This is a genomic window from Alcaligenes sp. 13f (genome assembly GCF_020496585.1).
GTDB classification, from domain to species: Bacteria; Pseudomonadota; Gammaproteobacteria; order Burkholderiales; family Burkholderiaceae_B; genus Alcaligenes; species Alcaligenes phenolicus.
Map to the genome: position 1 here is coordinate 117,881 of NZ_JAHKKC010000012.1, position 23,196 is coordinate 141,076.

Below are 23,196 nucleotides of genomic sequence, written 5' to 3' on the forward strand. Positions count from 1 at the left end.
CTGTGCATTTTTCAACATGGTAAACGGGTCTTGAGGCTTCTACACTCGATGAGAACCCTCATACAAGTGGGATAACAAATAAGGCTTAGCCGCCTGAGCAATTCATTGGAGACATGCTATGACGGAAGTGGTTCGTGTACCTTTGCTGATCGATGGACAACATGTTCAATCCAAGAGCACCCGTTGGGACGATGTGCTCAATCCAGCCACCCAGGAAGTCGTGGCCCAAGTGCCTTACGCCACGATGGAAGAGCTGGAAACCATTATTGCCAGCTCGGCCAAGGCTTATGAGAGCTGGCGCCATTCCAGCCAGGGCGCGCGCATGCGCGTCATGCTGAATCTGCAGCGTCTGGTGCGTGAAAACAGTGCCAAGCTGGCAGAAGCCATCTCGCGTGAACACGGCAAGACTATGCCTGACGCTGAAGGTGAAGTAGGCCGCGGCCTGGAAGTGATCGAATACGCGTGTTCCATTGCTTCGATGCAATTGGGAGAATACGCAGAAAACGCTGCGGGCGGTATTGATGTCTACACCCTGATCCAGCCCTTGGGCGTGTGTGCCGGTGTGACCGCGTTCAACTTCCCGGTGATGCTGCCCTGCTTCATGTTCCCGCTGGCTGTGGCTTGCGGTAATACCTTCGTGCTCAAGCCTTCCGAGCAGGATCCTAGCGCCAGTCTGATGCTGGCTGAACTGGCTCTGGAAGCTGGCCTGCCTCCAGGAGTGCTGAACGTGGTCCACGGCGGTGCAGATATTGCCAATGCCCTGGTGACCCATCCTGAAGTCAAGGCTGTGTCCTTTATTGGTTCGACGGCCGTTGGCACCGAAATTCACCGTCGTGCCACTGAAGCTGGCAAGCGCTCGCAAGCCATGATGGGCGCCAAGAACCACTGCATTGTGATGCCTGATGCGGATCGTGATGTGGCGATCAACCAATTGCTGGGCGCTGCTTTTGGCGCGGCCGGCCAGCGCTGCATGGCGATCTCGGTAGCCGTGATGGTCGGCGAAACTGGCGAGTGGGTTGATGAACTGGTCAAACGTGCTGCCACCATGAAGGTCAACGTAGGTACGGACCGTCAGGCCGATCTGGGCCCCTTGGTCTCGCCGCGTGCTCGCCAGCGTGTGGAATCCTTGATTGAAGCCGGTGTACAGGAAGGTGCCAGCCTCTTGCTGGATGGTCGTGGCGTGAAAGTGCCTGGCTATGAAAGCGGTAACTTTGTCGGCCCAACCATCTTCAATGATGTGAAAGCCGATATGCGCATTTACGAAGAAGAAATCTTCGGACCCGTGCTGTGCATTGTGCGTGTCAATACGCTGGAAGAGGCGGTGCAGTTCATCAACCGCAACCCCAACGGTAATGGCGTGTCCATCTTCACCCAGGACGGCGGCCATGCGCGCTACTTCCAGAACCGTATCGACGTAGGCCAGATCGGTATCAATATTCCTATCCCTGTGCCGGTGGCCTGGTTCAGCTTTACTGGCTCGCGTGCGTCCAAGTTGGGTGACCTGGGTCCGAACGGCAAACAAGCCGTTCAGTTCTGGACACAGACCAAAACCGTGACGGCCCGTTGGCAAGCTCATGCCAATACGATGAATACAACAATCAGCATGACGTAATTGTTGAATCTATATATATAACTTAATGCAATAAGCGAGCTGTTCCTTATTACATATAATGGCCCTGTACCTGGGGCTATTAACATATGAATATTCAACAATTCCGCTTTGTCCGAGAGACCATCCGACGTAACTTCAATCTGACTGAAGCCGCTCGCTCGCTCTATACCTCCCAGCCGGGGGTGTCCAAAGCGATCATCGAGTTTGAAGATGAACTGGGCATCAAGATTTTTGAACGTCATGGAAAACGCATTAAGGGCTTGACCCGACCGGGCGAAGCTGTCGCCGAGGTGATCGACCGCATCATGCGCGAGATCGACAACCTCAAGCGTGTCAGCGACGACTTCGCCCGCCGTGATGAAGGCACCTTGGTGATCGCTTGTACCCACGCCCAGGCACGATATTTGCTGCCCAAGGTGATCCCTGAATTCCGCCGTCGCTTTCCCAAGGTCCATATGTCCTTGGCTGAAGGCAGCCCGCCTGTGCTGGCCCAGATGGTGATACACGAGCAGGCTGACGTGGCCATCGCTACCGAAACCCTGGCGCTGACGCCGGGCCTGGTCGCCTTGCCGGTCTACACCTGGGAGCATACGGTGGTGGTGACGCCGGACCATCCACTGGCTGATCTGCCTGCCAACAAGCAGCTGTCCATTGAAACCCTGGCGCAATACCCCATCGTGACTTACGACCATGCTTTCTCGGGCCGAGGTTCGATCGACGAGGCCTTTGCCAAGCACGGCATCACTCCGGATATTGTGCTGGAAGCTATTGATGCTGACGTGATCAAAACCTACGTTGATGTCGGTCTGGGTATCGGTATCATCGCGGCCATCGCGTTCGATCCGCGTCGTGATAAGGGTCTGGTGGGCCTGCCAGCAGGGCATTTGTTTGGCGCACACCACACCAAGGTGGCGGTGAAAGCCGGGGCTTTCCTGCGTGACTATATTTTTGAACTGCTGGAGATGCTGGCACCGGAATTGACCCGGGATGTGGTGCTGAGCGCTCTGGACGAGAAACAAGCTGGTGGCCCGTTGTAGAACTAGCCACTGTTTAGTTGGCAATAAGGGCCATCGTGATTCCACGGTGGCCCTTATTGTTTGTGCGGTCGGCGTGGTTTGGCAGGGCAGGTGAGAGCTTATGGTCAAAGGCTATAAGTAAAAATTGAAACAAGCTATCGACTCAATTGACTATGATAATAAGAATGATTATCATTATCCAACTTTCTTAGCCAATGGAGCTTCCTGTGTCTCAATACGTCAGTGCAGTCGTGGTTGGAGCAGACCGTCTGGGGAACATTCCCGACTTGCTCAAGATCCACAATATCTCGATCAAACATCATATTAGCGGGCGTGATCCAGCCCACCAGAAAAAAACCCTGCAGTTGCCTTCCGGCACCGATTTGCTGATTTTGCTGACCGACTTCCTGGGTCACAACGTCATGAAAACCTTCCGGGCTGCTGCCTTGAAGTCCGGTATTCGAGTAGTTGCCTGCCGACGTTCGGTTTGTAGCATGAAGCAAGCCTTAACCCAATGCGGCTATTGTGAATCTTGTCCGCTCGGTAAGTCCAAGAGCCACTAGATTGGCGGCATGACTTACTGGGGCAAAGAAGGAATCTTTACAGATTAAAAAAAAGCCACTGTTATGAAACAGTGGCTTTTTTGTGTGCTGCCGGTTTGGCAGCAGGGTGGTCTTATTTGACGCTACGCAAACGAGCTTCGGACTGCTGCGTATCGGCAGCCGCCAGACGGCGTGCGCCGTTATAGCGTTTTTTCCAGTAACCCACTTCCATGCTCTCGACGCGGACAACAGCGCCAGTGCGAGGGGCGTGGACAAATTTGTCATCACCCAGGTAAATGCCTACGTGAGAGAAACGAGCGCCACGAGTATTGAAGAAGACCAGGTCACCTTTGCGCAGCTCGCTACGGTTAACCGAAGTGCCTTCTTTGGCAATGTCCTTGGATTGGCGGGGCAGTTTCAGACCCAGGGACTTTTCAGCCACGTAGGACACCAGACCGCTGCAATCAAAGCCAGTGCTGGGAGCATCGCCACCAAAACTGTACTTCACGCCCAGGAAGTTCAGGGCGGCGTTGGCAAGGCCGTGGGTAGAGGAAGAAGCTTGGCTACTGCGGCTTTCGGCGCGCCCTTGGCGACGATCGCTGCTGTAAGCAATATTGATGTCATTGCGAGCGCGGTTAGCTAGATATGTACCCAGCGGGTCGGACTCGGTCTGGAATTCGTAGTCGGCGTAATAGCCGTGATCCAGTTCTGCACGATCTTTGTTCTGGCTGGACTGTTGAGTTCCAGTGGTGGCACACCCTGTCAGAGCGAGCGCGCCGGCTAACAAAAGATACTTGGCGCTGCGATAGGTAATGTGCAAAAGTGCGGGTGGATTCAGGTAATGTGGCGGCATGACCAGGGCTTTTTTAAGGACTTGGTGGGCAGCAGCACAACCTTGATGCCTATTTTTGCTGAAATTAGCAGCAATTGATGGGTATCAGGGCTGTAAGTATGGCTAAAAGCACCATACTTTGCCGGACGTTGCTGTGCGTTGAATGTTTGGCAGTGTACCGGATGATAATTGCACCGTAAAGCATTGTAGGAGTGTATTTTGCGATTGAATCATACTGTTGCAAAGTGCGGCTGACAGCGGTTTTCAGGCCCTGTGCATGGGTCCAGTGCTCTTCTTGCTTACTTGTTGAAAGTTAGCCGAAATAGAGCGAAGTTTTACTGTTTATAGGGATTGAATGATGCGATTTATGGGACAAGCCCTAGGGAAAGCCCTAAACGAAGGAGTACGGCTGCGCGAGTTGTGGGCTTGGGCTATGTATGATTTCGCAAACTCTGGCTACACCACCGTCATTTTGACCAGTGTTTACAGTGCCTATTTTGTTGGTGTCGTCGCCGAAGGCCGCAGCTGGGCTACCTTGGCGTGGACCTTGGCCTTGTCCGCTTCGTATTTGAGCATCATGTTGACCATGCCGGGGCTCGGTGCAAAAGCCGATGCACGTCAAGGCAAAAGGCGGCTTTTGTTCAGCAGCACCATAGGCTGTGTGTCGGCAACCGTGATGCTGTATTGGGCCGGTCCCAATGACATTGTCTGGGCCCTGGTTTTCATCGCTTTATCCAATTATTGCTATTGCATAGGCGAGTCCATCATCGGCGCTTTCTTGCCGGAAATTGCCCGGCCTGACGCCTTGGGGCGTGTCTCCGGTTGGGGCTGGGGTTTTGGTTATTTTGGTGGCATGTTGGCCTTGGGCCTTTCCCTGGCTTTTCTGACCTGGGCGACATCACAAGGATGGACGGCCCAAGAGTATGTGCCCGGTATCGCCCTGATTACGGCTGCCTTGTTTGCCTTGTCAGCCTTGCCTTCTTTTCTGTTTCTGCGCGAGCGCAGTGCACCCAGCGGGGCAGAGCAGCAGGGCATGTTGTCGCGCCTGATTGCATCGGCGCGTGATGTGCATCAGCATTTTCCCGATTTCCGCACCTTGTTGTTATGTGGTGCTGCCTATCAAGCCGGAATTGCCGTCATTATTACTTTGTCGGCGGTGTACGCCACCGAGGCCATGGGTTTCACCATGGCGCAAACCATGACGCTGATCTTTACCGTCAATATTGCGGCCGCTGTGGGGGCTTTGTTGTTTGGACATGTGCAAGATCGCATCGGCCATAGACGTGCTCTGGCACTGACGCTGTGTGCCTGGCTGGTCATGGTGGGAATTGCTGTCAGCACGCGTTCCTTGGCCGGGTTCTGGGCGGCGGCAGCCGTCGCCGGGCTATGCATAGGGAGTAGCCAAAGTGCGGGGCGAGCCATGGTTGGACTGCTGGCTCCCAAGAGTCGTCTGGCTGAGTTTTTCGCCTTGTGGACCTTTGCCATTCAACTGGCCGCAGTATGTGGTCCGCTGTCTTACGGTCTGGTGACTTGGCTAAGCGGCGGGAACCACCGCTTGGCTCTGGCCTGCACGGGATTATTCTTTCTGGCGGGCCTGCTGATCCTGTCGCGTTTGAATTTTCAGCGCGGCATTTTGGCCAAGAATCAAGCCGATCTCAGTTGTCAGGATTGAGTAAGTAAGGCGCGTTACGTTTATATAAAATTAAGCTGGGCTGCCCATGCGTGGCCCAAAAAAAACACCAAATCTGGAAAATAAAGGAGCCAACACCATGAGCGGTCCAACGTCTATTGAATCCGTCCTGTCGGAAAGCCGAGTCTTTCCCGTGTTCCCCAAACTGGAACGCGAAGCAAGCATTGCTGGCATGGCGGCCTACCAGGAGCTTTGCCAGAAAGCCGAGCAGGACAACCCCGGTTTCTGGGCGGAGTTGGCCCGCGATCGTCTGGTCTGGACCAAGCCTTTTACCCAGGTTCTGGACGACAGCAAGCCCCCGTTTTACAAGTGGTTCCATGATGGCGAGCTGAACGTCTCGGCCAACTGTCTGGACAAGCACCTTGGCACCCCCACTGAAAACAAAACTGCACTGATCTTTGAAGCCGACGGTGGTGAAGTCACCAAAGTGACCTTCCGCGAACTGTATGAACAGGTTTGCCAGTTTGCCAATGGTTTGAAAGCCCTGGGTTACAAGACGGGCGAACGTGCCCTGATCTACATGCCCATGTCGGTGCAGGCCATTGTGGCCATGCAAGCATGTGCTCGTTTGGGTATTACTCACTCCGTCGTGTTTGGTGGTTTCTCGGCCAAGAGCCTGCACGAACGTGCCGTGGACGTGGGTGCCTCCCTGGTCATTACCGCTGACGAACAGCGTCGTGGTGGCCGTGCCATCCCCCTGAAAAATGCAGTTGACGAAGCCCTGAGCGGCGGTGACTGCGAAGCCGTGCGTCACGTCATTGTGTACAAGCGCACGGGCGGTCCCGTTGCCTGGCATGAAGGTCGCGATCTTTGGTGGGAAGATGCTGTCAAAGGTCAAGGTAGCGAGTGCCCAGCCGTGTCCGTGAATGCAGAGCACCCTCTGTTTGTTCTGTACACCTCCGGCTCTACGGGCAAGCCTAAAGGCGTGCAGCACTCCTCGGCAGGTTATCTGCTGGGTGCCATGCTGAGCGTGCAGTGGACCTTTGATGCCAAGGACAGCGATGTGTTCTGGTGTACCGCCGATATCGGTTGGGTAACAGGCCACACCTTCATTACTTACGGCCCTCTGGCTGCCGGCGTGACGCAGGTTGTGTTTGAAGGCGTGCCTACCTACCCGGATGCCGGCCGTTTCTGGAACATGATTGAACGCCACGGCGTGACGGTGTTCTACACCGCACCTACCGCTATTCGCTCCTTGACCAAGGCAGCCGAAGCGGACGAGGCCATTCACCCCAAGCAATACAATCTGGACACCCTGCGCATCATCGGTTCGGTGGGTGAACCCATCAACCCCGAAGCCTGGATGTGGTATTTCAAGAATGTGGGCCGCGAGCGTTGCCCCATTGTGGATACCTGGTGGCAAACGGAGACCGGCGGTCACGTCATTACTCCCTTGCCTGGTGCCACTCCTCTGAAACCCGGTTCCTGCGGCCTGCCGTTCCCCGGCATGGACGTTGCCATTGTGGACGAGGTGGGTGAAGAAGCGGAACGCGGCAATGGCGGCTTCCTGGTCATTCGCAAGCCTTGGCCCAATATGATCCGCACCATTTGGGGCGATCCAGACCGTTTCGTGAAAAGCTACTTTCCCCCCGAGCTGAAAGGCTATTACCTGGCCGGTGACGGCGCACAGCGTGATACTGACGGTTACTTCTGGGTCATGGGCCGTATCGACGACGTGCTGAACGTTTCGGGTCACCGCTTGGGCACGATGGAAGTGGAGTCTGCTCTGGTGGCACACCCGCTGGTCGCTGAAGCCGCTGTTGTGGGCAAGCCTGACCCAACGACAGGTGAAGCCATTGTGGCCTTTGTGGTGCTAAATGGCGATCTGCCTTCCGGCGAAGAGGCCGACAAGGTTGCCACTGAGCTGCGCAATTGGGTAGGCAAGGAAATCGGTCCTATCGCCAAGCCTCGTGAGATCCGCTTTGGTGAAAACCTGCCCAAGACACGTTCGGGCAAGATCATGCGTCGTTTGCTGCGCTTTGTTGCCAATAACGAGCCGATCACCCAAGACGTATCCACGCTGGAGAATCCGGCCATTCTGGATCAGTTGTCCGAAGCACACTAATTTTTTTGGTAGTTCCTGTTTGACCCTGGTTTCTTTGCAGAGCCAGGGTTTTTTTATTTCTCCTGATTATTTTGTTACTGAAAACCTGCGCAGTGTGGAATTAGCCTAGCATTGAGTCCGTGGCCAAAACATCGGTCCATGAATTCAAAGAAAAGGGGAAAGGTTTGAGCGGGGAACAGCAGGCAGACAGGGGCGCTTTGGCGCTGATGGGCTTGGTGGTACTGACCTGGGGCATGAGCTGGGTCGTGATGAAGGCGATGACTGTCTACATCGGGCCAGTGGATCTGATTGCAGCACGCTATGCGGTGGCATTTGTTTTTTTATGGCTGGTGCTGCGTCTTAAAGGCGGGCATTTACGGCCTACGCCATGGAAGCTGAGCCTGGGTGTTGCCATTTTCCAGACTACCGGCTTTCAACTGCTTAGCCAGTTTTCCTTGCAAGCCGGTGGGGCAGGCAAGATGGTGGCCCTGGCCTACACCATGCCAATCTGGATTCTGCTGTTGTCCTGGCCCATGTTGGGACAACGACCTCAGAAACGTCACGTAATGGGTATGGTGCCCGCGATTTTGGGCTTGATGCTTCTGATTGCGCCCTGGGAAGGAATGGGCGGCATACTTGGTTCGGTTCTGGCGACATTGAGTGGCGTGAGCTGGGCCTTGGGGGCGGTTTTCTCCAAACAGCTATTTGAGCGTCATCGAGTGGAGCTGCTCAATGCCACAGTCTGGCAGTGTCTTCTGGGGATTGTGATTGTTCTGCCCTTGAGCTTCCTGATTTCCCAGCGTCCTATCGTGATGGAATGGCAGATGTTCAGTGGCGTTCTGTACCTGGGCGTGATTGCAACTGGGGTAGGTTGGCTGCTGTGGATGGCGGTAGTCAGTCGTGTCAGTGCGACCTTGGCGGGGATGTCCAGTCTGGGCGTGCCTGCACTGACTGTTTTGCTGGCCTGGCTGTTGTTGGACGAATGGCCAACTCAACTGGAGTTAATGGGGACAGGCCTGATTCTATTGGGGCTGTTCGTAGTGAACTGGCCCAGCCGGTCTCGCAAGTCATAGAGCAAAAAAAAGCCACCCTGAGGGGTGGCTTTTTCGACATTAATACTTCTGGCCTTGGCGGTGACACCAAGGCCAGATTTGTTTTTACATGCCGTTGTACACCGGACCTTCGCCGCCTTGCGGGGGAACCCAGACGATATTCTGGGTGGGGTCCTTGATGTCACAGGTTTTGCAGTGCACGCAGTTCTGTGCATTGATCTGCAGCTTGTCGTCGCCGGTTTCAGTCTTAATGAACTCGTATACGCCAGCCGGACAGAAACGGGCTTCGGGGCCACCGTAACGAGCCAGGTTCACCGCCACAGGAACGGACGGATCTTTCAGCGTCAGGTGGACAGGTTCGTCTTCTTCGTGGTTGGTGTTTGAAATAAACACGGAGCTGAGACGATCGAAGGTGATCTTGCCATCTGGCTTGGGGTAGTCGATACGCGCGCATTCGGCTGCAGGCTGCAAACAGGCGTGGTCAGGCTTGTTGTTGCGCAGTGTCCAAGGCATTTTTCCTTTGAACAGGCCTTGCTCCACAAAGGTCATGACGGACGCAATCGAGCGGCCTTTCTTGAACCATTGCTTGAAGTTGCGGGCCTTGTTCAGCTCCTCATGCAGCCAGGACTGTTTGAACTTTTCGGCAAATTGTGACAGCTCGTCTTGCTTGCGTCCGGCTTGCAAGGCTTCAAAAGCGGCTTCAGCGGCCAGGGAGCCGGATTTGATCGCAGCGTGGCTACCCTTGATGCGCGAAGCATTCAGGAAACCGGCATCACAACCGACCAAAGCACCACCGGGGAAGCTGAGCTTGGGTAATGCCAGCAAACCACCGGCGGTCAGGGAGCGAGCCCCGTAAGCAATGCGCTTGCCACCTTCAAACGTGGCGCGCAGGGCAGGGTGGGTTTTGTAGCGCTGAAATTCTTCAAAGGGAGACAGCCAGGGGTTGGCGTAATCCAGACCGACTACCATCCCGACCATGACCAGATTGTTATCCAGGTGGTACAGGAAAGAGCCGCCGTAGGTGTCCGAATCCAGTGGCCAGCCAGCGGTGTGGATCACCAGGCCGGGCTGCGATTGGGAGGGGTCTACTTCCCACAATTCTTTAATGCCAATGCCGTAGCTTTGGGCATTGCGGGACTCGTCCAGCTTGAAACGCTCGGTCAGCTCACGGCCCAGGTGGCCACGCGAACCTTCGGCAAAAATGGTGTAGGACGCCAGCAGTTCCATGCCGGGTTGATAGTGGGCGGTGTGCGTGCCGTCACGGGCTACACCCATATCGCCCGTCAGGACGCCACGGACCGCGCCGTTGTCGTCATACAGAATGTGGGCAGCGGCAAAGCCGGGGAAAATATCCACGCCCAGGGCCTCGGCCTGTTCACCCATCCATTGCACGACATTGCCCAGGCGAACAATGTAATTGCCATGGTTTTTAAAACAGTCAGGCAGCAACCACATCGGGGTGCTGCGTGCGCCTTTTTCGGTCAGGAAAAGGAATTTGTCTTCAGTCACTTCTACCGAAATAGGAGCGCCTTGCGCTTTCCAGTCTGGCAGCAGCTCGTCCAGGGCGCGCGTGTCCATGACAGCGCCTGACAGGATATGGGCACCCACTTCAGCGCCTTTTTCCAGGACACAGACGCTGATTTCTTGTTCTTTTTCTTGGGCGAGCTGTTTAAGACGTATCGCGGTGGCCAGGCCTGCAGGGCCAGCGCCGACGATAATAACGTCATATTCCATCGATTCACGTTCAGACATTGCTGCTGATCTCCTATTACGGCTTAGCGCTTTGTTCTTGATTGTTGGCGGGTGAAATTCGTGTACTGTGCGTACGGTCGATTGTATTGTAGTCTGAGCAATCCCGTTTTGAGTTCAGAGGCCAGAGGCAGTGCCCCTTGGCTTCCGGCTTCATCAGTAAATATCAGTAAGGAGAGCATGTAATGACACAAGTAGTAGATTCTGGTGCAGGAGCCACTTTTGATATTGCCGTGCGCTGGGGCGATCTGGATGCCATGAATCATGTTAACAATACGGTCTACTTTCGCTACATCGAGGAAGCCCGTGTCCAGTTAATGATGAAGCTGGGCATGGTGCCACCTTCTCCACGTACCGGGGTGCTGGCGCACGCCAGCCTGGATTTCCTGCGTTCGGTCCTGTATCCGGCCACTGTGCGGATTGTGCACAAATTGCTGAAAGTCGGTGGCAGCAGCATTGAGTTGGAAGTCTTTGTATGTGACGCAAATCAAGCTGATGTCATTTATGCACGTGGCCGCTGTGTGCTAGTGTCCATTAACCCCCAAGGCGGCTCACAACCTTGGACCGAAGATGAGCGTAAACAGATACACTCGGTTTTTCAGGGTTAAGCTTTACGTATACGGAAAGCATAGTCAAGTCGTAGAATGCCTGATAGCACTGTATGGTGCATAGCGGCATTATTGGACAAAGTTTGCTGTTTAGGCCAATTAAAGAGTTATTGGAGAGTCAATTGAATAAAGTCTATCCAAGCGCCAAGGAGGCGTTGCAGGGGGTCGTTGCCGACGGACAGACAGTCGCTGTAGGTGGATTCGGCCTGTGCGGAATTCCCGAAGCGCTGATTGCTGCGCTGCGCGATAGCGGAGTCAAAAACCTGACCTGCATTAGCAATAATGCCGGGGTGGATGGCTTTGGTCTGGGTCAGTTGCTGGAAACACGCCAGATCCGCAAGATGATTTCCTCCTATGTGGGCGAAAACAAGGAGTTCGAGCGCCAGTATCTGGCGGGCGAGCTGGAACTGGAGTTCACTCCTCAGGGCACACTGGCTGAAAAGCTGCGTGCCGGTGGCGCAGGCATCCCTGCGTTCTTTACCGCAACGGGTGTGGGTACTATCGTGGCTGACGGTAAGGAAATCCGCGAGTTCAATGGTCAGCAATACGTGATGGAAGAGGCCCTGGTGCCCGATGTATCGCTGGTTAAAGCTTACAAGGCCGACCGCAGCGGCAACCTGGTGTTTCGCAAGACCGCGCGCAACTTCAACCCGAACGTGGCCATGGCTGGAAAAATCACCATTGTCGAGGTCGAGGAAATTGTCGAGACCGGCAGCCTGGACCCGGATGATGTGCATTTGCCCGGCATTTACGTGCACCGTATCGTGCTCAATGCCCAGCCCGAAAAGCGCATTGAACAGCGTACCGTTCGTTCTTCCTGATTAGCGAGGCAAGATAATAATGGCTTGGAATAGAGATCAAATGGCGGCACGCGCCGCTCTGGAGCTTCAGGACGGCTTTTACGTCAACCTGGGTATCGGTTTGCCTACGCTGGTTGCCAACCACGTGCCCGAAGGCATTGAGGTCTGGCTGCAGTCGGAAAACGGTTTGCTGGGTATCGGCCCCTTTCCGACCGAAGACAAGATTGACGCTGACCTGATCAACGCCGGCAAGCAAACCATCACCACCTTGCCCGGTTCGTCCATCTTTTCCTCGGCAGACTCGTTTGCCATGATTCGTGGCGGCAAGATCAATATCGCGATTCTGGGTGCCATGCAGGTGTCGGAAAAGGGTGATCTGGCCAACTGGATGATTCCCGGCAAGATGATCAAGGGTATGGGTGGTGCCATGGACCTGGTCGCTGGCGTTGGCCGTGTCGTGGTTCTGATGGAACACGTGGCCACCAAGAAAGACGGCACAGAAGACCTGAAAATTCTGCCTTCTTGCACCTTGCCCCTGACGGGCGTGGGGGTAGTTGACCTCATCATTACCGATCTGGGGGTGATGGAAGTGACGGAAAATGGTTTAAAGTTGCTTGAGTTGGCACCAGAAGTCAGCCTTGAGTACATTCAGTCCAAGACAGGCGTCCCGCTGGACGTCAGTGCTTTGGCCTGATCGGTCTCTCTGGCTAAAAAAGCTTCGGCGCGAGTCGGAGCTTTTTTTATGCTTGATCGGTGCGTGAACGCTGTTTATGTAAAGGAAGTTGGCATGGCCCATCCCCCCGTTGCCGCACGCTTGCAGGCGCTGCGCGAACAAATGCAATTTCAGTCCGTGCAGGCAAGTATCTGGCCTACATCTGACCCTCATCTGTCTGAATACCTGCCTGATCGCTGGAAAAGCCGTCAGTGGCTCAGTGGCTTTGTTGGCTCGGCGGGCTTGCTGGTGGTGACAGCGGATTGGGCCGGTCTGTGGACCGATAGCCGTTATTGGGAACAGGCGGCCAAGGAACTGGAAGGCAGCGGCATTCAATTGCAGCGCGCAGGGGAGGCGGGTGTGCCCGAGCCTGCCAACTGGCTGGCGGAACATTTACCTGCCCAGTCGCGAGTCGCGCTGGATAGCCAGTCGGTGTCGGCACAAAGTCTGCTGGCCTGGCAAAAGGCTACGCCGGAGCTGGAGTGGGTGCTGGAGGCCGACTTGCTCAGCCCGATCTGGACGGAGCGACCTGCTGCACCTGTTGGTCAGGTGGTGGAGCATTTCCCCCCGTTTGCCTGCCGCACTCGTCAGGAAAACTTGAGCAGCACGCGGGCGGCCATGCAGGAGCAGGGGGCACATTGGCATTTGCTGAGTGCGCTCGATGATATTGCCTGGACCTTGAATTTACGCGGCAGCGATGTGTCCTATAACCCGGTGTTCCTGTCGTACCTGCTGATAGGCCCGGATCAGGCGTTTCTGTTTGTGGATAGCAACAAGCTGTCAGCAGGCATACAGGAGGCGCTGGCTGCGGATGGCGTGCAAGTTCAAGGCTATACCGAACTGTCCTCCTTCATGCGCGCCTTGCCGGCATCCATGCCCATCTTGCTGGATATGGCTCGGACCACGGCCTGGGCTGCCCAGCTGGCAGCGCATCTGAATGTGGTCGAATACATCAACCCGGCTCAATTGCTCAAGTCCTGCAAGACCGATGCCGAGCTGGATCATGTGCGCGAAACCATGGAGAAAGACGGCGCTGCCTTGTGCGAGTTCTTTGCCTGGTTTGAACAGCAAAGCGATGTCAATGAGCTGGATGTGGATGAACATATCTGCGCCGCCCGTGCTCGTCAGGAAGGTTTTGTCAGCCCCAGCTTTGGCACGATTGCCGCCTATAACGCCAATGGTGCCATGCCGCATTATCAGGCTACCCAGCAGTCCCATGCCCGTATTGAGGGCAATGGCTTATTGCTGATCGACTCAGGTGGGCAGTATCAGGGCGGGACCACCGACATTACCCGTGTGGTGCCGGTAGGCCAGGTGTCTGCCGAGCAGATTCGTGACTTCACGCTGGTGCTCAAAGGCATGGTGTCCTTGTCCATGCTGGTGTTCCCGGAAGGCATTGCCGGTCAGCAAATTGATGTACTGGCCCGTCAGCCTTTGTGGGAGCAGGGCCTGGACTTCGGTCATGGCACTGGCCATGGCGTGGGTTACTTCATGAATGTGCATGAAGGCCCGCAGTCCATTTCCTGGCGCGGTCGTATCGGACCTCATTCCGCCATGCGTGCCGGCATGATTACCTCCAACGAGCCTGGCTTGTACCGTCCCGGCCAATGGGGCATTCGCATCGAGAATCTGGTGGCGGCGGTTCCGGCCATGCGCAGCGAGTACGGGCAGTTCCTGCGTTTTGAAACTCTGACCCTGTGCCCCATTGATACGCGTTGTATAGACGCCGCACTACTGACGGCTGCCGAGCGTAACTGGCTCAATGAATATCATCAGCAAGTGCGTGAACGTCTCTTGCCTCGTGTTCAGGGGGATGCACGCAAGTGGCTTGAGCAAAGGACGCAGGCGATCTGATCGCCACCCTCTGCTCTTGTCAATAGCTGCAAGGGCTAGTGGTATTTCCGCTGTGAAATGCCACTAGTCGGGTCGCCAAGCATGGGCGCTTGCCGTTATAATCCAAATTTCCCGCTATCGCCTGATTTGACCTCAGGCGCCTTTTATAATGACCACCAAATATGTATTCGTAACGGGAGGCGTTGTGTCCTCCCTGGGCAAAGGTATTGCGGCTGCATCCCTGGCTGCCATCCTGGAGTCCCGCGGTTTGCGCGTGACTATGCTCAAGCTGGATCCCTACATCAACGTAGATCCGGGCACCATGAGCCCCTTCCAGCACGGTGAAGTGTTTGTTACTGAGGATGGTGCGGAAACCGACCTGGACCTGGGCCACTACGAGCGCTTTATTTCCGCTCGCATGCGCAAGGTCAACAACTTCACCACGGGCCAGATTTACGAATCCGTGCTGCGCAAAGAGCGTCGCGGGGACTATCTGGGCAAGACCGTGCAGGTTATCCCGCACATCACCAACGAAATCCAGGATTTCATCATTCGTGGCGCCAAGGCTGCCTACAATGGTGAGGCCGATGTTGCCATCGTCGAGATCGGCGGCACAGTGGGTGATATCGAATCCCAACCTTTCCTGGAAGCTGCCCGCCAGATGAATCTGCGTCTGGGCCGCAACAACACCGCTTTTGTTCACCTGACGCTGGTGCCTTTCATTGCATCGGCAGGTGAGCTGAAAACCAAACCTACCCAGCACTCGGTGCAAAAGCTGCGTGAAATCGGTATTCACCCACACGCTTTGCTGTGCCGTGCGGATCGCGTCATTCCTGACGACGAACTGGCCAAGATTTCGCTGTTCTCCAACGTGCCCATGGACGCCGTGATTTCGGTGTGGGATGCGGATTCCATCTACAAGATTCCAGCCATGCTGCACAAGCAAGGCCTGGACAGCCTGGTGTGCGATGCATTGGCGCTGTCGCCTCCACCGGCTGATCTGTCCATGTGGGATCGTCTGGTACAAGCCCTGGAAAATCCGGAGCACGAAGTGCGTATCGGTATGGTCGGCAAGTACGTAGACCTGACCGAATCCTACAAGTCGCTCAGCGAAGCACTGGTTCACGCCGGTATTCACACCCGTACCCGTATCAATATCGAGTACCTGGATTCCGAAGTCATCGAGAACGAAGGCACCGATTGCCTGAAAGGTCTGGACGCCATTCTGGTGCCAGGCGGCTTTGGCAAACGCGGTACCGAAGGCAAGATTCGCGCCATTCAATACGCTCGTGAAAACGGCGTGCCATTCCTGGGTATCTGCCTGGGCATGCAATTGGCGGTGGTTGAATTTGCTCGCAATGTGGGCAATCTGGTGGGCGCGAACTCGACTGAATTCGATCCATCGGCCGTGCACCCGGTTGTGGCCTTGATTACCGAATGGGCAGACCGCGAAGGCAAGATTGAGCACCGTGATGGTTCCTCCGATTTGGGCGGCACCATGCGCAAGGGCGCACAGCGTTGCCCAGTGAAGCCAGGTTCGCGTGCTGAAGCCATTTACGGTCCGGAAGTAAATGAACGTCACCGCCACCGTTTCGAAGTGAATACCTTATATGTGCCACGTCTGGAAGAAGTGGGCATGGTGATTTCCGCTCGTACTCCTACCGAGAGCCTGCCAGAAATCATGGAACTGCCTGATCATCCCTGGTTCATGGGCGTGCAATTCCATCCGGAATTCACTTCCACTCCGCGTGATGGCCATCCGCTGTTTACCAGCTATATCAAAGCTGCTCTGGACCACCAGAAAAAATCAGCCTGATAATTTGGTATGACTGAAAAGGCCCGCGCTACGCGGGCTTTTTCATTCGGGGCGACAGAGTGTGTTGCCCGCTTTCCTGGGAGTAATCATGATCGAACAGCTGGATCATTTGGTGCTGACCTGTACCGACCCGCAAGCCACGACCCATTTCTATACACAAGTGTTGGGCATGAAGCAGGAAGTCTTTGGGCAAGGACGCATTGCCTTCAGCTTTGGCTCGCAAAAGATCAATTTGCATGTGCGTGGGCAGGAGTTCGAGCCCAAGGCGCATTTGCCGGTGCCCGGGGCGCTGGACCTGTGCTTTATTGCCAGCATTCCGCTGGAGCAGGTGATCGCGCATCTGCAGTCACAAGCTTGGCCCATTATTGAAGGGCCGGTGCAGCGTACAGGAGCTACCGGCCCGATTCGCTCAGTCTATGTGCGCGACCCGGACTTGAACCTGATCGAAATCTCCGAACGATTGGGCTGACAGGCTTGCTGCACTGCGGTGCAGCAGCGCCGTCAGGAATGTGGGAGAATGCAGAAATACTGAAACGAGGTCTATTATGGATTTATGCGGTTACGACGTTGGCCTGGATCGGCCCTTTTTTCTGATCGCTGGCCCTTGTGTGATTGAATCGCGTCAAATGGCGTTTGATACAGCGGGCCAGCTTGCCGAGATTACCTCGGCTCTGGGTATCCCCTTTATCTACAAAAGCTCGTTTGACAAGGCCAACCGGAGTTCGGACAAGTCTTATCGTGGCCCCGGCATGGCCGAAGGTCTGCAGATTCTGGCGGATGTGCGCTCGCACTACAAAGTGCCGGTCCTGACCGATGTGCACGACAAGGACCAGGTCGATGATGTGGCGGCCGTCGTGGATGTGCTGCAAACCCCGGCTTTCCTGTGCCGTCAGACCGACTTTATTCAGGCCTGCGCTGCTACCCTGAAACCTGTGAATATCAAGAAGGGCCAGTTCCTGGCTCCTCAGGATATGGTGCAGGTGGTGGCAAAAGCACGTGCGGCAGCGATGGAAATGGGCGGAGATGGCTCCACCATCATGGTCTGTGAGCGTGGTGCTTCCTTTGGCTACAACAACCTGGTGTCCGATATGCGGTCCCTGGCGATCATGCGCGCCACGGATTGCCCGGTCGTGTTTGATGCCACGCACTCGGTACAGTTGCCGGGCGGGCAGGGCACGACATCGGGTGGTCAGCGTGAGTTTGTGCCCGTCCTGGCGCGTGCTGCTGTCGCAGCGGGTGTGTCGGGCGTGTTCATGGAAACTCACCCTAACCCGGACAAGGCCTTGTCTGACGGCCCGAATGCTGTCCCTCTGTCGCAGATGGCAGACTTGCTGCGGACATTGCAGCAGATCGATTCGATTGTTAAAAACAGCGGTGCCTTACAGCACGGCTATTAAAAGTAGTTTGGAGACACTATGTCCGCATTTTTGATTGCTAATGTCGAAGTAACCAACCCCGAGCAGTACAAGCAGTACCAGGAGTTTTCCAGCATTGCCATGAAAACCCACAACGTGAAAGTGTTGGTACGTGGCGGTGAAACGGTCACCCTGGAAGGCAATGCGCCTTTGCGTACCGTGGTTATGGAGTTCGACACACTGGAACAGGCCCAGGCGTTCCACGATTCCGAGGAATACCGCCGTGCTCGTCAAGCACGTGAGGGTGCTGCCAACATGACGATGTACGTGGTGCAGGGTCTGTAAGAAGCGGACTACGCCATGTAGTCAGGCAGGAAAAAGGGAGTGTGAAAACACTCCCTTTTTTCATGCTTGCAGGGACACAGTCCGACCTTCTTGAGCACGATGGCAGGAAGGAGTTGTGTGGCTGTTTAGAAACGCGGATCACGCAGGGCTGGTAGGGTCAGCTCACGTATGAAGCTGGCGGGAGACAGTTGCAGCAGGCTACGCACAATCGTGAGCACGTCATGCACTGGAATCGTCTCGCCCTGGTCACGCTCTGCGGCGGCGTGCAGTGGCACATCCAGGCCGTCTTCCGTATTCAGGTAGCCCAGTTGCAGGCAAGTGACGGCCAGGCCTTGATCTCTATAGCCTTCACGCAGACTGTCTGCCAAACCATTCAAGGCAAATTTTGTCGCTCCGAAGGCAACTTCTGGACGACCGCTTTGACGCAGACCCGAGGTGGAACCAGTCAGAATCAGGCGGGGCTGTTTGCTGCGCAGTAAATGAGGCAGCAGATGACGTATGGCCAATAAGGCTCCAGTCAGATTCACATCGACCAGACGACGGATGGCCTGATCGTTTTGCGACAGAAAATCGTAATCCTCACTGAAGGCAGTGTCTTCCCAAATCCCAAGGTTATAAATCAGCACGTCCAGTGATTGCGGGCAGGCGGCTGCTAATTGGCTGGCGGCGTCAGGCTGGGACAAGTCGGCACTGATCCAGTGTTGATTGATGCCGGGATCGGGACTGAGCGGGCTGGCCGATGGCGCGGGTGTCCGGCGAGCCACGCCATAAAGCGTGTTGCCGTCTTGGGCCAGGCCGTCCATCAAGGCGCGTCCCAGCCCCATGCTGGCACCGACAATCATGATATTCATACTGTTTTCCTGTGGGGAGGATGTGCTTGGAAAGCGGTGCTTTCCGGATGGTCGCTATTGTGTACCGGGATGCCGGGATATGGGTTGATTCAGACAGCGCTTGTCAGGTTTTTATCACTCTCGTAAAATTGTTGACTAGGCAATAATTGCATGGTCAATGGAAATGGTAAACGTATCGGAAACAGCACAAAAGACGCCGGGGCGGGTCTTGTCAGTCACAGAATCCATACTGGCGATGATGGGGCTGTGCTTTGTGGTGATGTTGGTGGCAATTGATCAGACCGTGGTCGGAACAGCCTTGCCCACCATTGTCTCCGAGCTGCATGGTTTTGAACTGTATGCCTGGGTGGCAACGGCGTATTTGCTGACTTCAGTGATTACCGTGCCTATCTTTGGCCGTCTGGGAGATTTTTATGGACGCCGCCGCTTTGTGCTGGTGTCCATCGTTTTGTTTACCCTGGCTTCCGTGCTCTGCGGCATGGCGCAAAGCATGTTGCAGCTGGTACTGGCACGTGCCTTGCAAGGGATTGCGGGGGGCATGCTGGTGGGGACCGCATTTGCCTGTGTGCCTGATCTGTTTCCTGACCCCCGTGTGCGTTTGCGCTGGCAAGTCATGCTGAGCGCTTCCTTTGGGATTGCGAACGGGATAGGGCCCTTTCTGGGCGGAATTCTGACCGAGCACTATGGCTGGCGCTCCGTGTTTTATGTGAATCTGCCCGTGGGTTTGTTAAGCCTGTATTTTGTCTATCGCTATTTGCCGCAGATCCGTCATTTTCGTCAAACCCAGGTCCGCATGGATTACTTGGGTGCTTTCTTGTTGATGGTCGGTTTGGCCTGTATCCAGTTGCTGGTAGAGTTGCTGCCGCAATATGGGGGCAGCTATTTGATGGTTTTGCTTGGCCTGTGCAGTGTGGCTGCTTTTGTTCTGCTGGTGACCTGGGAGCGACGGGTGGCAGAACCTTTGCTGCCCCTGGTCTTGTTCAGTAGCCCAGCCCAATTCTCTTTGCTGGTTCTGTCTGCGGGCTTGGGCTTTATTCTGTTTGGTCTCTTGTTCTATGCGCCCTTGTTGTTGCAAGGGGGGTATGGGCTGCGACCACAAACCGCCGGTTTGTTGATCACACCCTTGGTCGTGTTCATTACGGTGGGCAGTATCATTAATGGCCGTACGATTACACGCCTGCGTCGTCCTACCTTGATGCTGTATCTGGGCCTGGTGCTGTTGACGATCGCCTGCTTGGGTATGGTGTTCATCAAGAAGACCGATCCGCACTGGCATTTTGTGATCTATGCCACTATTGCTGGCACCGGGGTCGGTTGCATCATGCCCAATCTGACGGTATTTGCGCAGGAAATTGTGGAACGCTCCATGCTGGGCATTGCCACGGCCATGCTACAGTCCATGCGCATGGTGGGTGGCATGTTGGGTACTGCTGTGGTCGGAACCCTGATCAATTATCAGTATGGGGAGGCCATCCGCACGCAATTGGCGGCTTTGCCCACAAGCCTGGTCAACTCCCTGCAAGATCCGCAAGTTCTGATGAGTGTGAGTCAGCAGACGCAGTTTCTGGAGCAGGCCGGGCAGGAAGGGCAGGTGTATCTGGGCTTGGCCCGCGACGCCCTGGCACATGCCGTCAATATGGGGATGGCCGTGACCTTGCTGCTGATAGTCTGGTGTTTTTATTGGGTACGCAAAGTGCCACCGATACGTTTTAATCGTCAAGAACAGTCTTGAACATGATGAATGAATTTCCGCAACTTCAAGCGGCTCAGCAGCTGGGGCGCACGTATCGCAGCCTGATGGCGGCATTTGATCAGCAGTTGGGGATGCCCTTGCCACGCTGGCGTATCCTGATTTCCTTGTACCAGGAAGAGGGCAGTCTGTCTCAAAAGCAGTTGGTGCGTCTGCTGCGCATTGATCCGGCTGCGGTGACACGGCAGCTTAAAAGCATCGAGTCCCTGGGGCTGGTCGAGCGTTTCACGGATGAGCAGGACAACCGGCTGACCAATGTGCGTCTAAGCCCCGCTGGCCGCGAGCTGGTGGAAGCCACCTTGCCCCGGCGTCGTCGTCTGGTGGAAGCCATGCTGCAAGACTTCTCTGATCAGGATTTGAATCAGTTGATCACCTTGCTGGGCAACTGGGAAAGCGCCTTGTTGAAAGCGGCCGACAAAGATTTACTTTGAGACGTATCGGTACTTTTTGTATTTACAGAGACGCCGCCTAGTCTCGGAATTTCTGGTGATAATAAACACGTGCCGGTTTCGATCAGGATGAAGGCAGGGTCTTGAATCCAGGCTTTTTTCCAGCTTTCGGGACCAGACATGGCACGGCTGTGTCATGGGCAGGTACAATCCTGTTTTAGCAGGAGGGCAGGGGGCGCTGATTGCACTATAGCTGTCGCGCTTGCTGATCTTTTCAACTTCCAGGCTAGGCGCCTTTTCAAGCTGATTTTCACATCGGCTTACGGCGATATGCCCGGCAGCAGGATTGTTTAACTTATCTAGCTTAATGCTACTTCAGGCAGGACTGTCAAAATCATGAGTGCAATCGTAGATATTATTGGCCGCGAGATTCTGGACTCCCGTGGTAATCCAACGGTGGAGTGTGATGTATTGCTCGAATCGGGCGCTATGGGGCGTGCCTCCGTTCCATCTGGTGCATCCACTGGCGCTCGCGAAGCGTTGGAGCTGCGTGATGGTGACAAGAGCCGTTACCTGGGCAAAGGTGTTTTGCGCGCTGTCGAGAACCTGAACACAGAAATCTCCGAAGCCTTGATGGGCTTGGATGCTCAAGAACAAACCTTTATCGATCGTACCCTGATCGAGCTGGACGGCACCGAAGACAAGAGCCGCCTGGGCGCTAACGCCATGCTGGCTGCCAGTATGGCTGTGGCCCGTGCCGCTGCTGATGATTCGGGTCTGTCCCTGTACCGCTACTTTGGTGGCAGTGGTGCCATGGCCATGCCCGTGCCGATGATGAACGTCATCAACGGTGGCGCACACGCCAACAACACCCTGGATCTGCAAGAATTCATGATCATGCCCGTGGGCGCGAAGAGCTTCCGCGAATCGCTGCGCATGGGTGCAGAAGTGTTCCACACGCTGAAAGGCCTGATCCACGATCAGGGCATGTCCACCGCTGTGGGCGATGAGGGTGGTTTTGCTCCTAACGTGGCCAACCACGAAGCCGCTATCGAACTGATCCTGCGCGCTATCGAACAAGCTGGCTACGAGCCTGGCACCCAGATCGCTCTGGCCCTGGACTGCGCCGCTTCCGAGTTCTACCGCGACGGCAAATACCACCTGGCTGGCGAAGGCGGCGTGTCCCTGAGCTCGCAAGACTTTGCCAATCTGTTGGCCAACTGGTGCGACAAGTACCCCATCATCTCCATCGAAGACGGCATGGCCGAAGACGATTGGGACGGCTGGCGCATTCTGAGCCAGCAACTGGGTGACAAGATCCAGTTGGTTGGTGACGATTTGTTTGTGACCAACACCAAGATCCTGAAGAAAGGGATTGAGCTGGGTATCGGTAACTCCATCCTGATCAAGATCAACCAGATCGGCACCCTGACCGAAACCTTTGCTGCCATCGAAATGGCCAAGCGCGCTGGTTACACCGCCGTGATTTCGCACCGCTCGGGTGAAACCGAAGACTCCACGATTGCGGATATCGCTGTGGCTACGAATGCCATGCAGATCAAAACAGGCTCCCTGTCCCGTTCCGATCGCATGTCCAAGTACAACCAGTTGTTGCGTATTGAAGAAGAATTGGCAGAAGTTGCTACCTTCCCAGGTCGCGAAGCGTTCTATAATCTGCGCTAATTCTGTTTGATGAACCGGGTCGGAAGACCCGGTTCTTATATCGCCATGCGCCTTATCGTCCTGCTTCTGCTGTGCCTGACCCTGGTAACCCATTACGCTTTATGGTGGGGCAAAGGCGGTTGGCTGGATGTACGGCAAATGCAGACCAGGCTGGTTGCGCAAAAAGAAACCAATGAAGCCCTGACGGCGCGTAATAACGCCTTGCTGGCCGAGGTTCAGGATTTACGCTCGGGTACCCATGCAGTCGAAGAGCGCGCCCGTAGCGAGTTTGGCATGATGCGTGAAGGCGAGATCTTTGTGCAAATCGTGCCTCCCGGTGGTTCGGCTGCCACGACAAGCAGCCCACGTTAAGAAGTAGCGCGCAAGGCGCTGCTGGAACGGCTGATCAGCCAGTTCATTTCTGATAATTCTTCTTTGTTCCCTTATTGCTGTCCCGACTACGGCCACAACTGCTTATTGCGGCGACTGTACGTCTGTTTCCCGCTTGGGTCAGGAATGCGTTGATCGCGTCCTATGC

At 55.4% G+C, this 23,196-nt stretch carries 21 protein-coding genes; 18 read left to right on the forward strand and 3 right to left on the reverse strand.

Going from position 1 to position 23,196, the window contains the following annotated elements:
• The first annotated feature begins 118 nt into the window (after positions 1-118).
• From KOE80_RS12165 to KOE80_RS12175, 3 genes are all read left to right on the forward strand, one after another.
• On the forward strand, positions 119-1,612 hold the full coding sequence (locus KOE80_RS12165; protein WP_009456555.1) for a CoA-acylating methylmalonate-semialdehyde dehydrogenase: 1,494 nt from the start codon (positions 119-121) through the stop codon (positions 1,610-1,612).
• Between the two features lie 86 nt (positions 1,613-1,698).
• The gene (locus KOE80_RS12170; protein ID WP_226349222.1) at positions 1,699-2,649 is read left to right on the forward strand and encodes a CysB family HTH-type transcriptional regulator; all 951 of its coding nucleotides are present in this window, start codon (positions 1,699-1,701) and stop codon (positions 2,647-2,649) included.
• Positions 2,650-2,843: 194 nt separating this feature from the next.
• Positions 2,844-3,191, forward strand: coding sequence for a DUF2325 domain-containing protein (locus tag KOE80_RS12175; protein WP_259672468.1), 348 nt, complete (start codon positions 2,844-2,846; stop codon positions 3,189-3,191).
• A 112-nt stretch (positions 3,192-3,303) separates the two neighbouring features.
• On the opposite strand, the gene KOE80_RS12180 is transcribed toward KOE80_RS12175, so the two are convergent.
• On the reverse strand, positions 3,304-4,023 hold the full coding sequence (locus tag KOE80_RS12180) for a C40 family peptidase (protein WP_026483087.1): 720 nt from the start codon (positions 4,021-4,023) through the stop codon (positions 3,304-3,306).
• 346 nt (positions 4,024-4,369) lie between these two features.
• On the opposite strand from KOE80_RS12180, the gene KOE80_RS12185 reads away from it, so the two are divergent.
• The 3 genes from KOE80_RS12185 (at position 4,370) to KOE80_RS12195 (ending at position 8,809) form a co-directional block, all read left to right on the forward strand.
• Positions 4,370-5,674 (forward strand): MFS transporter, encoded by a 1,305-nt coding sequence (locus tag KOE80_RS12185; RefSeq protein WP_026483086.1) that lies wholly within the window; start codon positions 4,370-4,372, stop codon positions 5,672-5,674.
• A 97-nt stretch (positions 5,675-5,771) separates the two neighbouring features.
• The gene (gene acs / locus KOE80_RS12190) at positions 5,772-7,757 is read left to right on the forward strand and encodes an acetate--CoA ligase (RefSeq protein WP_026483085.1); all 1,986 of its coding nucleotides are present in this window, start codon (positions 5,772-5,774) and stop codon (positions 7,755-7,757) included.
• 164 nt (positions 7,758-7,921) lie between these two features.
• Positions 7,922-8,809 (forward strand): DMT family transporter, encoded by an 888-nt coding sequence (locus KOE80_RS12195; RefSeq protein WP_031232600.1) that lies wholly within the window; start codon positions 7,922-7,924, stop codon positions 8,807-8,809.
• Between the two features lie 84 nt (positions 8,810-8,893).
• Here the strand turns inward: KOE80_RS12195 and KOE80_RS12200 are convergent, their stop codons facing one another.
• Complete coding sequence (locus tag KOE80_RS12200; RefSeq protein ID WP_035272529.1) at positions 8,894-10,540, reverse strand: electron transfer flavoprotein-ubiquinone oxidoreductase; 1,647 nt, start codon at positions 10,538-10,540, stop codon at positions 8,894-8,896.
• Positions 10,541-10,722: 182 nt separating this feature from the next.
• Between KOE80_RS12200 and KOE80_RS12205 the strand changes: the two genes are divergently transcribed.
• The 8 genes from KOE80_RS12205 to KOE80_RS12240 all read left to right on the forward strand — a co-directional run bounded on the left by KOE80_RS12205 (position 10,723) and on the right by KOE80_RS12240 (position 18,006).
• Positions 10,723-11,145, forward strand: coding sequence for an acyl-CoA thioesterase (locus KOE80_RS12205; protein WP_009456536.1), 423 nt, complete (start codon positions 10,723-10,725; stop codon positions 11,143-11,145).
• A gap of 122 nt (positions 11,146-11,267) precedes the next feature.
• Complete coding sequence (locus tag KOE80_RS12210; protein WP_009456533.1) at positions 11,268-11,966, forward strand: CoA transferase subunit A; 699 nt, start codon at positions 11,268-11,270, stop codon at positions 11,964-11,966.
• 19 nt (positions 11,967-11,985) lie between these two features.
• Positions 11,986-12,639 (forward strand): CoA transferase subunit B, encoded by a 654-nt coding sequence (locus tag KOE80_RS12215; RefSeq protein ID WP_009456529.1) that lies wholly within the window; start codon positions 11,986-11,988, stop codon positions 12,637-12,639.
• A gap of 93 nt (positions 12,640-12,732) precedes the next feature.
• Positions 12,733-14,511: an aminopeptidase P family protein gene (locus KOE80_RS12220; RefSeq protein WP_115633909.1), complete on the forward strand. Its 1,779-nt coding sequence runs from the start codon at positions 12,733-12,735 to the stop codon at positions 14,509-14,511.
• A gap of 148 nt (positions 14,512-14,659) precedes the next feature.
• Positions 14,660-16,306, forward strand: a complete 1,647-nt coding sequence (locus tag KOE80_RS12225; protein WP_226349223.1) for a CTP synthase — start codon at positions 14,660-14,662, stop codon at positions 16,304-16,306.
• Between the two features lie 88 nt (positions 16,307-16,394).
• Complete coding sequence (locus tag KOE80_RS12230; RefSeq protein ID WP_009456523.1) at positions 16,395-16,775, forward strand: VOC family protein; 381 nt, start codon at positions 16,395-16,397, stop codon at positions 16,773-16,775.
• Between the two features lie 76 nt (positions 16,776-16,851).
• Positions 16,852-17,703 carry a 3-deoxy-8-phosphooctulonate synthase gene (gene kdsA, locus KOE80_RS12235; RefSeq protein ID WP_009456521.1) on the forward strand — a complete coding sequence of 284 codons (852 nt, stop codon included), beginning with the start codon at positions 16,852-16,854 and terminating at the stop codon, positions 17,701-17,703.
• A gap of 18 nt (positions 17,704-17,721) precedes the next feature.
• Entirely contained in the window at positions 17,722-18,006 is a 285-nt protein-coding gene (locus KOE80_RS12240; protein ID WP_009456520.1) for a DUF1330 domain-containing protein, read from the forward strand.
• A 125-nt stretch (positions 18,007-18,131) separates the two neighbouring features.
• On the opposite strand, the gene KOE80_RS12245 is transcribed toward KOE80_RS12240, so the two are convergent.
• Positions 18,132-18,857 carry an SDR family NAD(P)-dependent oxidoreductase gene (locus KOE80_RS12245; protein ID WP_035272535.1) on the reverse strand — a complete coding sequence of 242 codons (726 nt, stop codon included), beginning with the start codon at positions 18,855-18,857 and terminating at the stop codon, positions 18,132-18,134.
• Between the two features lie 163 nt (positions 18,858-19,020).
• Between KOE80_RS12245 and KOE80_RS12250 the strand changes: the two genes are divergently transcribed.
• The 4 genes from KOE80_RS12250 (at position 19,021) to ftsB (ending at position 23,030) form a co-directional block, all read left to right on the forward strand.
• Positions 19,021-20,589, forward strand: a complete 1,569-nt coding sequence (locus KOE80_RS12250) for an MFS transporter (protein WP_035272762.1) — start codon at positions 19,021-19,023, stop codon at positions 20,587-20,589.
• A 2-nt stretch (positions 20,590-20,591) separates the two neighbouring features.
• The gene (locus tag KOE80_RS12255) at positions 20,592-21,038 is read left to right on the forward strand and encodes a MarR family winged helix-turn-helix transcriptional regulator (RefSeq protein ID WP_052159446.1); all 447 of its coding nucleotides are present in this window, start codon (positions 20,592-20,594) and stop codon (positions 21,036-21,038) included.
• A 354-nt stretch (positions 21,039-21,392) separates the two neighbouring features.
• Positions 21,393-22,679 carry a phosphopyruvate hydratase gene (eno, locus tag KOE80_RS12260; protein ID WP_009456510.1) on the forward strand — a complete coding sequence of 429 codons (1,287 nt, stop codon included), beginning with the start codon at positions 21,393-21,395 and terminating at the stop codon, positions 22,677-22,679.
• A gap of 45 nt (positions 22,680-22,724) precedes the next feature.
• On the forward strand, positions 22,725-23,030 hold the full coding sequence (ftsB, locus tag KOE80_RS12265) for a cell division protein FtsB (RefSeq protein ID WP_009456508.1): 306 nt from the start codon (positions 22,725-22,727) through the stop codon (positions 23,028-23,030).
• Positions 23,031-23,196 lie beyond the last annotated feature (166 nt).

What these genes read in the sequence shown, in the direction of transcription:
- KOE80_RS12165 (WP_009456555.1), top strand. Translation starts at nt 119, where the DNA reads ATGACGGAAGTGGTTCGTGTACCTTTGCTGATCGATGGACAACATGTT.
- KOE80_RS12170 (WP_226349222.1), top strand. Translation starts at nt 1,699, where the DNA reads ATGAATATTCAACAATTCCGCTTTGTCCGAGAGACCATCCGACGTAAC.
- KOE80_RS12175 (WP_259672468.1), top strand. Translation starts at nt 2,844, where the DNA reads ATGGAGCTTCCTGTGTCTCAATACGTCAGTGCAGTCGTGGTTGGAGCA.
- KOE80_RS12180 (WP_026483087.1), bottom strand. Translation starts at nt 4,023, where the DNA reads ATGCCGCCACATTACCTGAATCCACCCGCACTTTTGCACATTACCTAT.
- KOE80_RS12185 (WP_026483086.1), top strand. Translation starts at nt 4,370, where the DNA reads ATGGGACAAGCCCTAGGGAAAGCCCTAAACGAAGGAGTACGGCTGCGC.
- acs (WP_026483085.1), top strand. Translation starts at nt 5,772, where the DNA reads ATGAGCGGTCCAACGTCTATTGAATCCGTCCTGTCGGAAAGCCGAGTC.
- KOE80_RS12200 (WP_035272529.1), bottom strand. Translation starts at nt 10,540, where the DNA reads ATGTCTGAACGTGAATCGATGGAATATGACGTTATTATCGTCGGCGCT.
- KOE80_RS12205 (WP_009456536.1), top strand. Translation starts at nt 10,723, where the DNA reads ATGACACAAGTAGTAGATTCTGGTGCAGGAGCCACTTTTGATATTGCC.
- KOE80_RS12215 (WP_009456529.1), top strand. Translation starts at nt 11,986, where the DNA reads ATGGCTTGGAATAGAGATCAAATGGCGGCACGCGCCGCTCTGGAGCTT.
- KOE80_RS12220 (WP_115633909.1), top strand. Translation starts at nt 12,733, where the DNA reads ATGGCCCATCCCCCCGTTGCCGCACGCTTGCAGGCGCTGCGCGAACAA.
- KOE80_RS12225 (WP_226349223.1), top strand. Translation starts at nt 14,660, where the DNA reads ATGACCACCAAATATGTATTCGTAACGGGAGGCGTTGTGTCCTCCCTG.
- KOE80_RS12230 (WP_009456523.1), top strand. Translation starts at nt 16,395, where the DNA reads ATGATCGAACAGCTGGATCATTTGGTGCTGACCTGTACCGACCCGCAA.
- kdsA (WP_009456521.1), top strand. Translation starts at nt 16,852, where the DNA reads ATGGATTTATGCGGTTACGACGTTGGCCTGGATCGGCCCTTTTTTCTG.
- KOE80_RS12240 (WP_009456520.1), top strand. Translation starts at nt 17,722, where the DNA reads ATGTCCGCATTTTTGATTGCTAATGTCGAAGTAACCAACCCCGAGCAG.
- KOE80_RS12245 (WP_035272535.1), bottom strand. Translation starts at nt 18,857, where the DNA reads ATGAATATCATGATTGTCGGTGCCAGCATGGGGCTGGGACGCGCCTTG.
- KOE80_RS12250 (WP_035272762.1), top strand. Translation starts at nt 19,021, where the DNA reads ATGGTAAACGTATCGGAAACAGCACAAAAGACGCCGGGGCGGGTCTTG.
- KOE80_RS12255 (WP_052159446.1), top strand. Translation starts at nt 20,592, where the DNA reads ATGATGAATGAATTTCCGCAACTTCAAGCGGCTCAGCAGCTGGGGCGC.
- eno (WP_009456510.1), top strand. Translation starts at nt 21,393, where the DNA reads ATGAGTGCAATCGTAGATATTATTGGCCGCGAGATTCTGGACTCCCGT.
- ftsB (WP_009456508.1), top strand. Translation starts at nt 22,725, where the DNA reads ATGCGCCTTATCGTCCTGCTTCTGCTGTGCCTGACCCTGGTAACCCAT.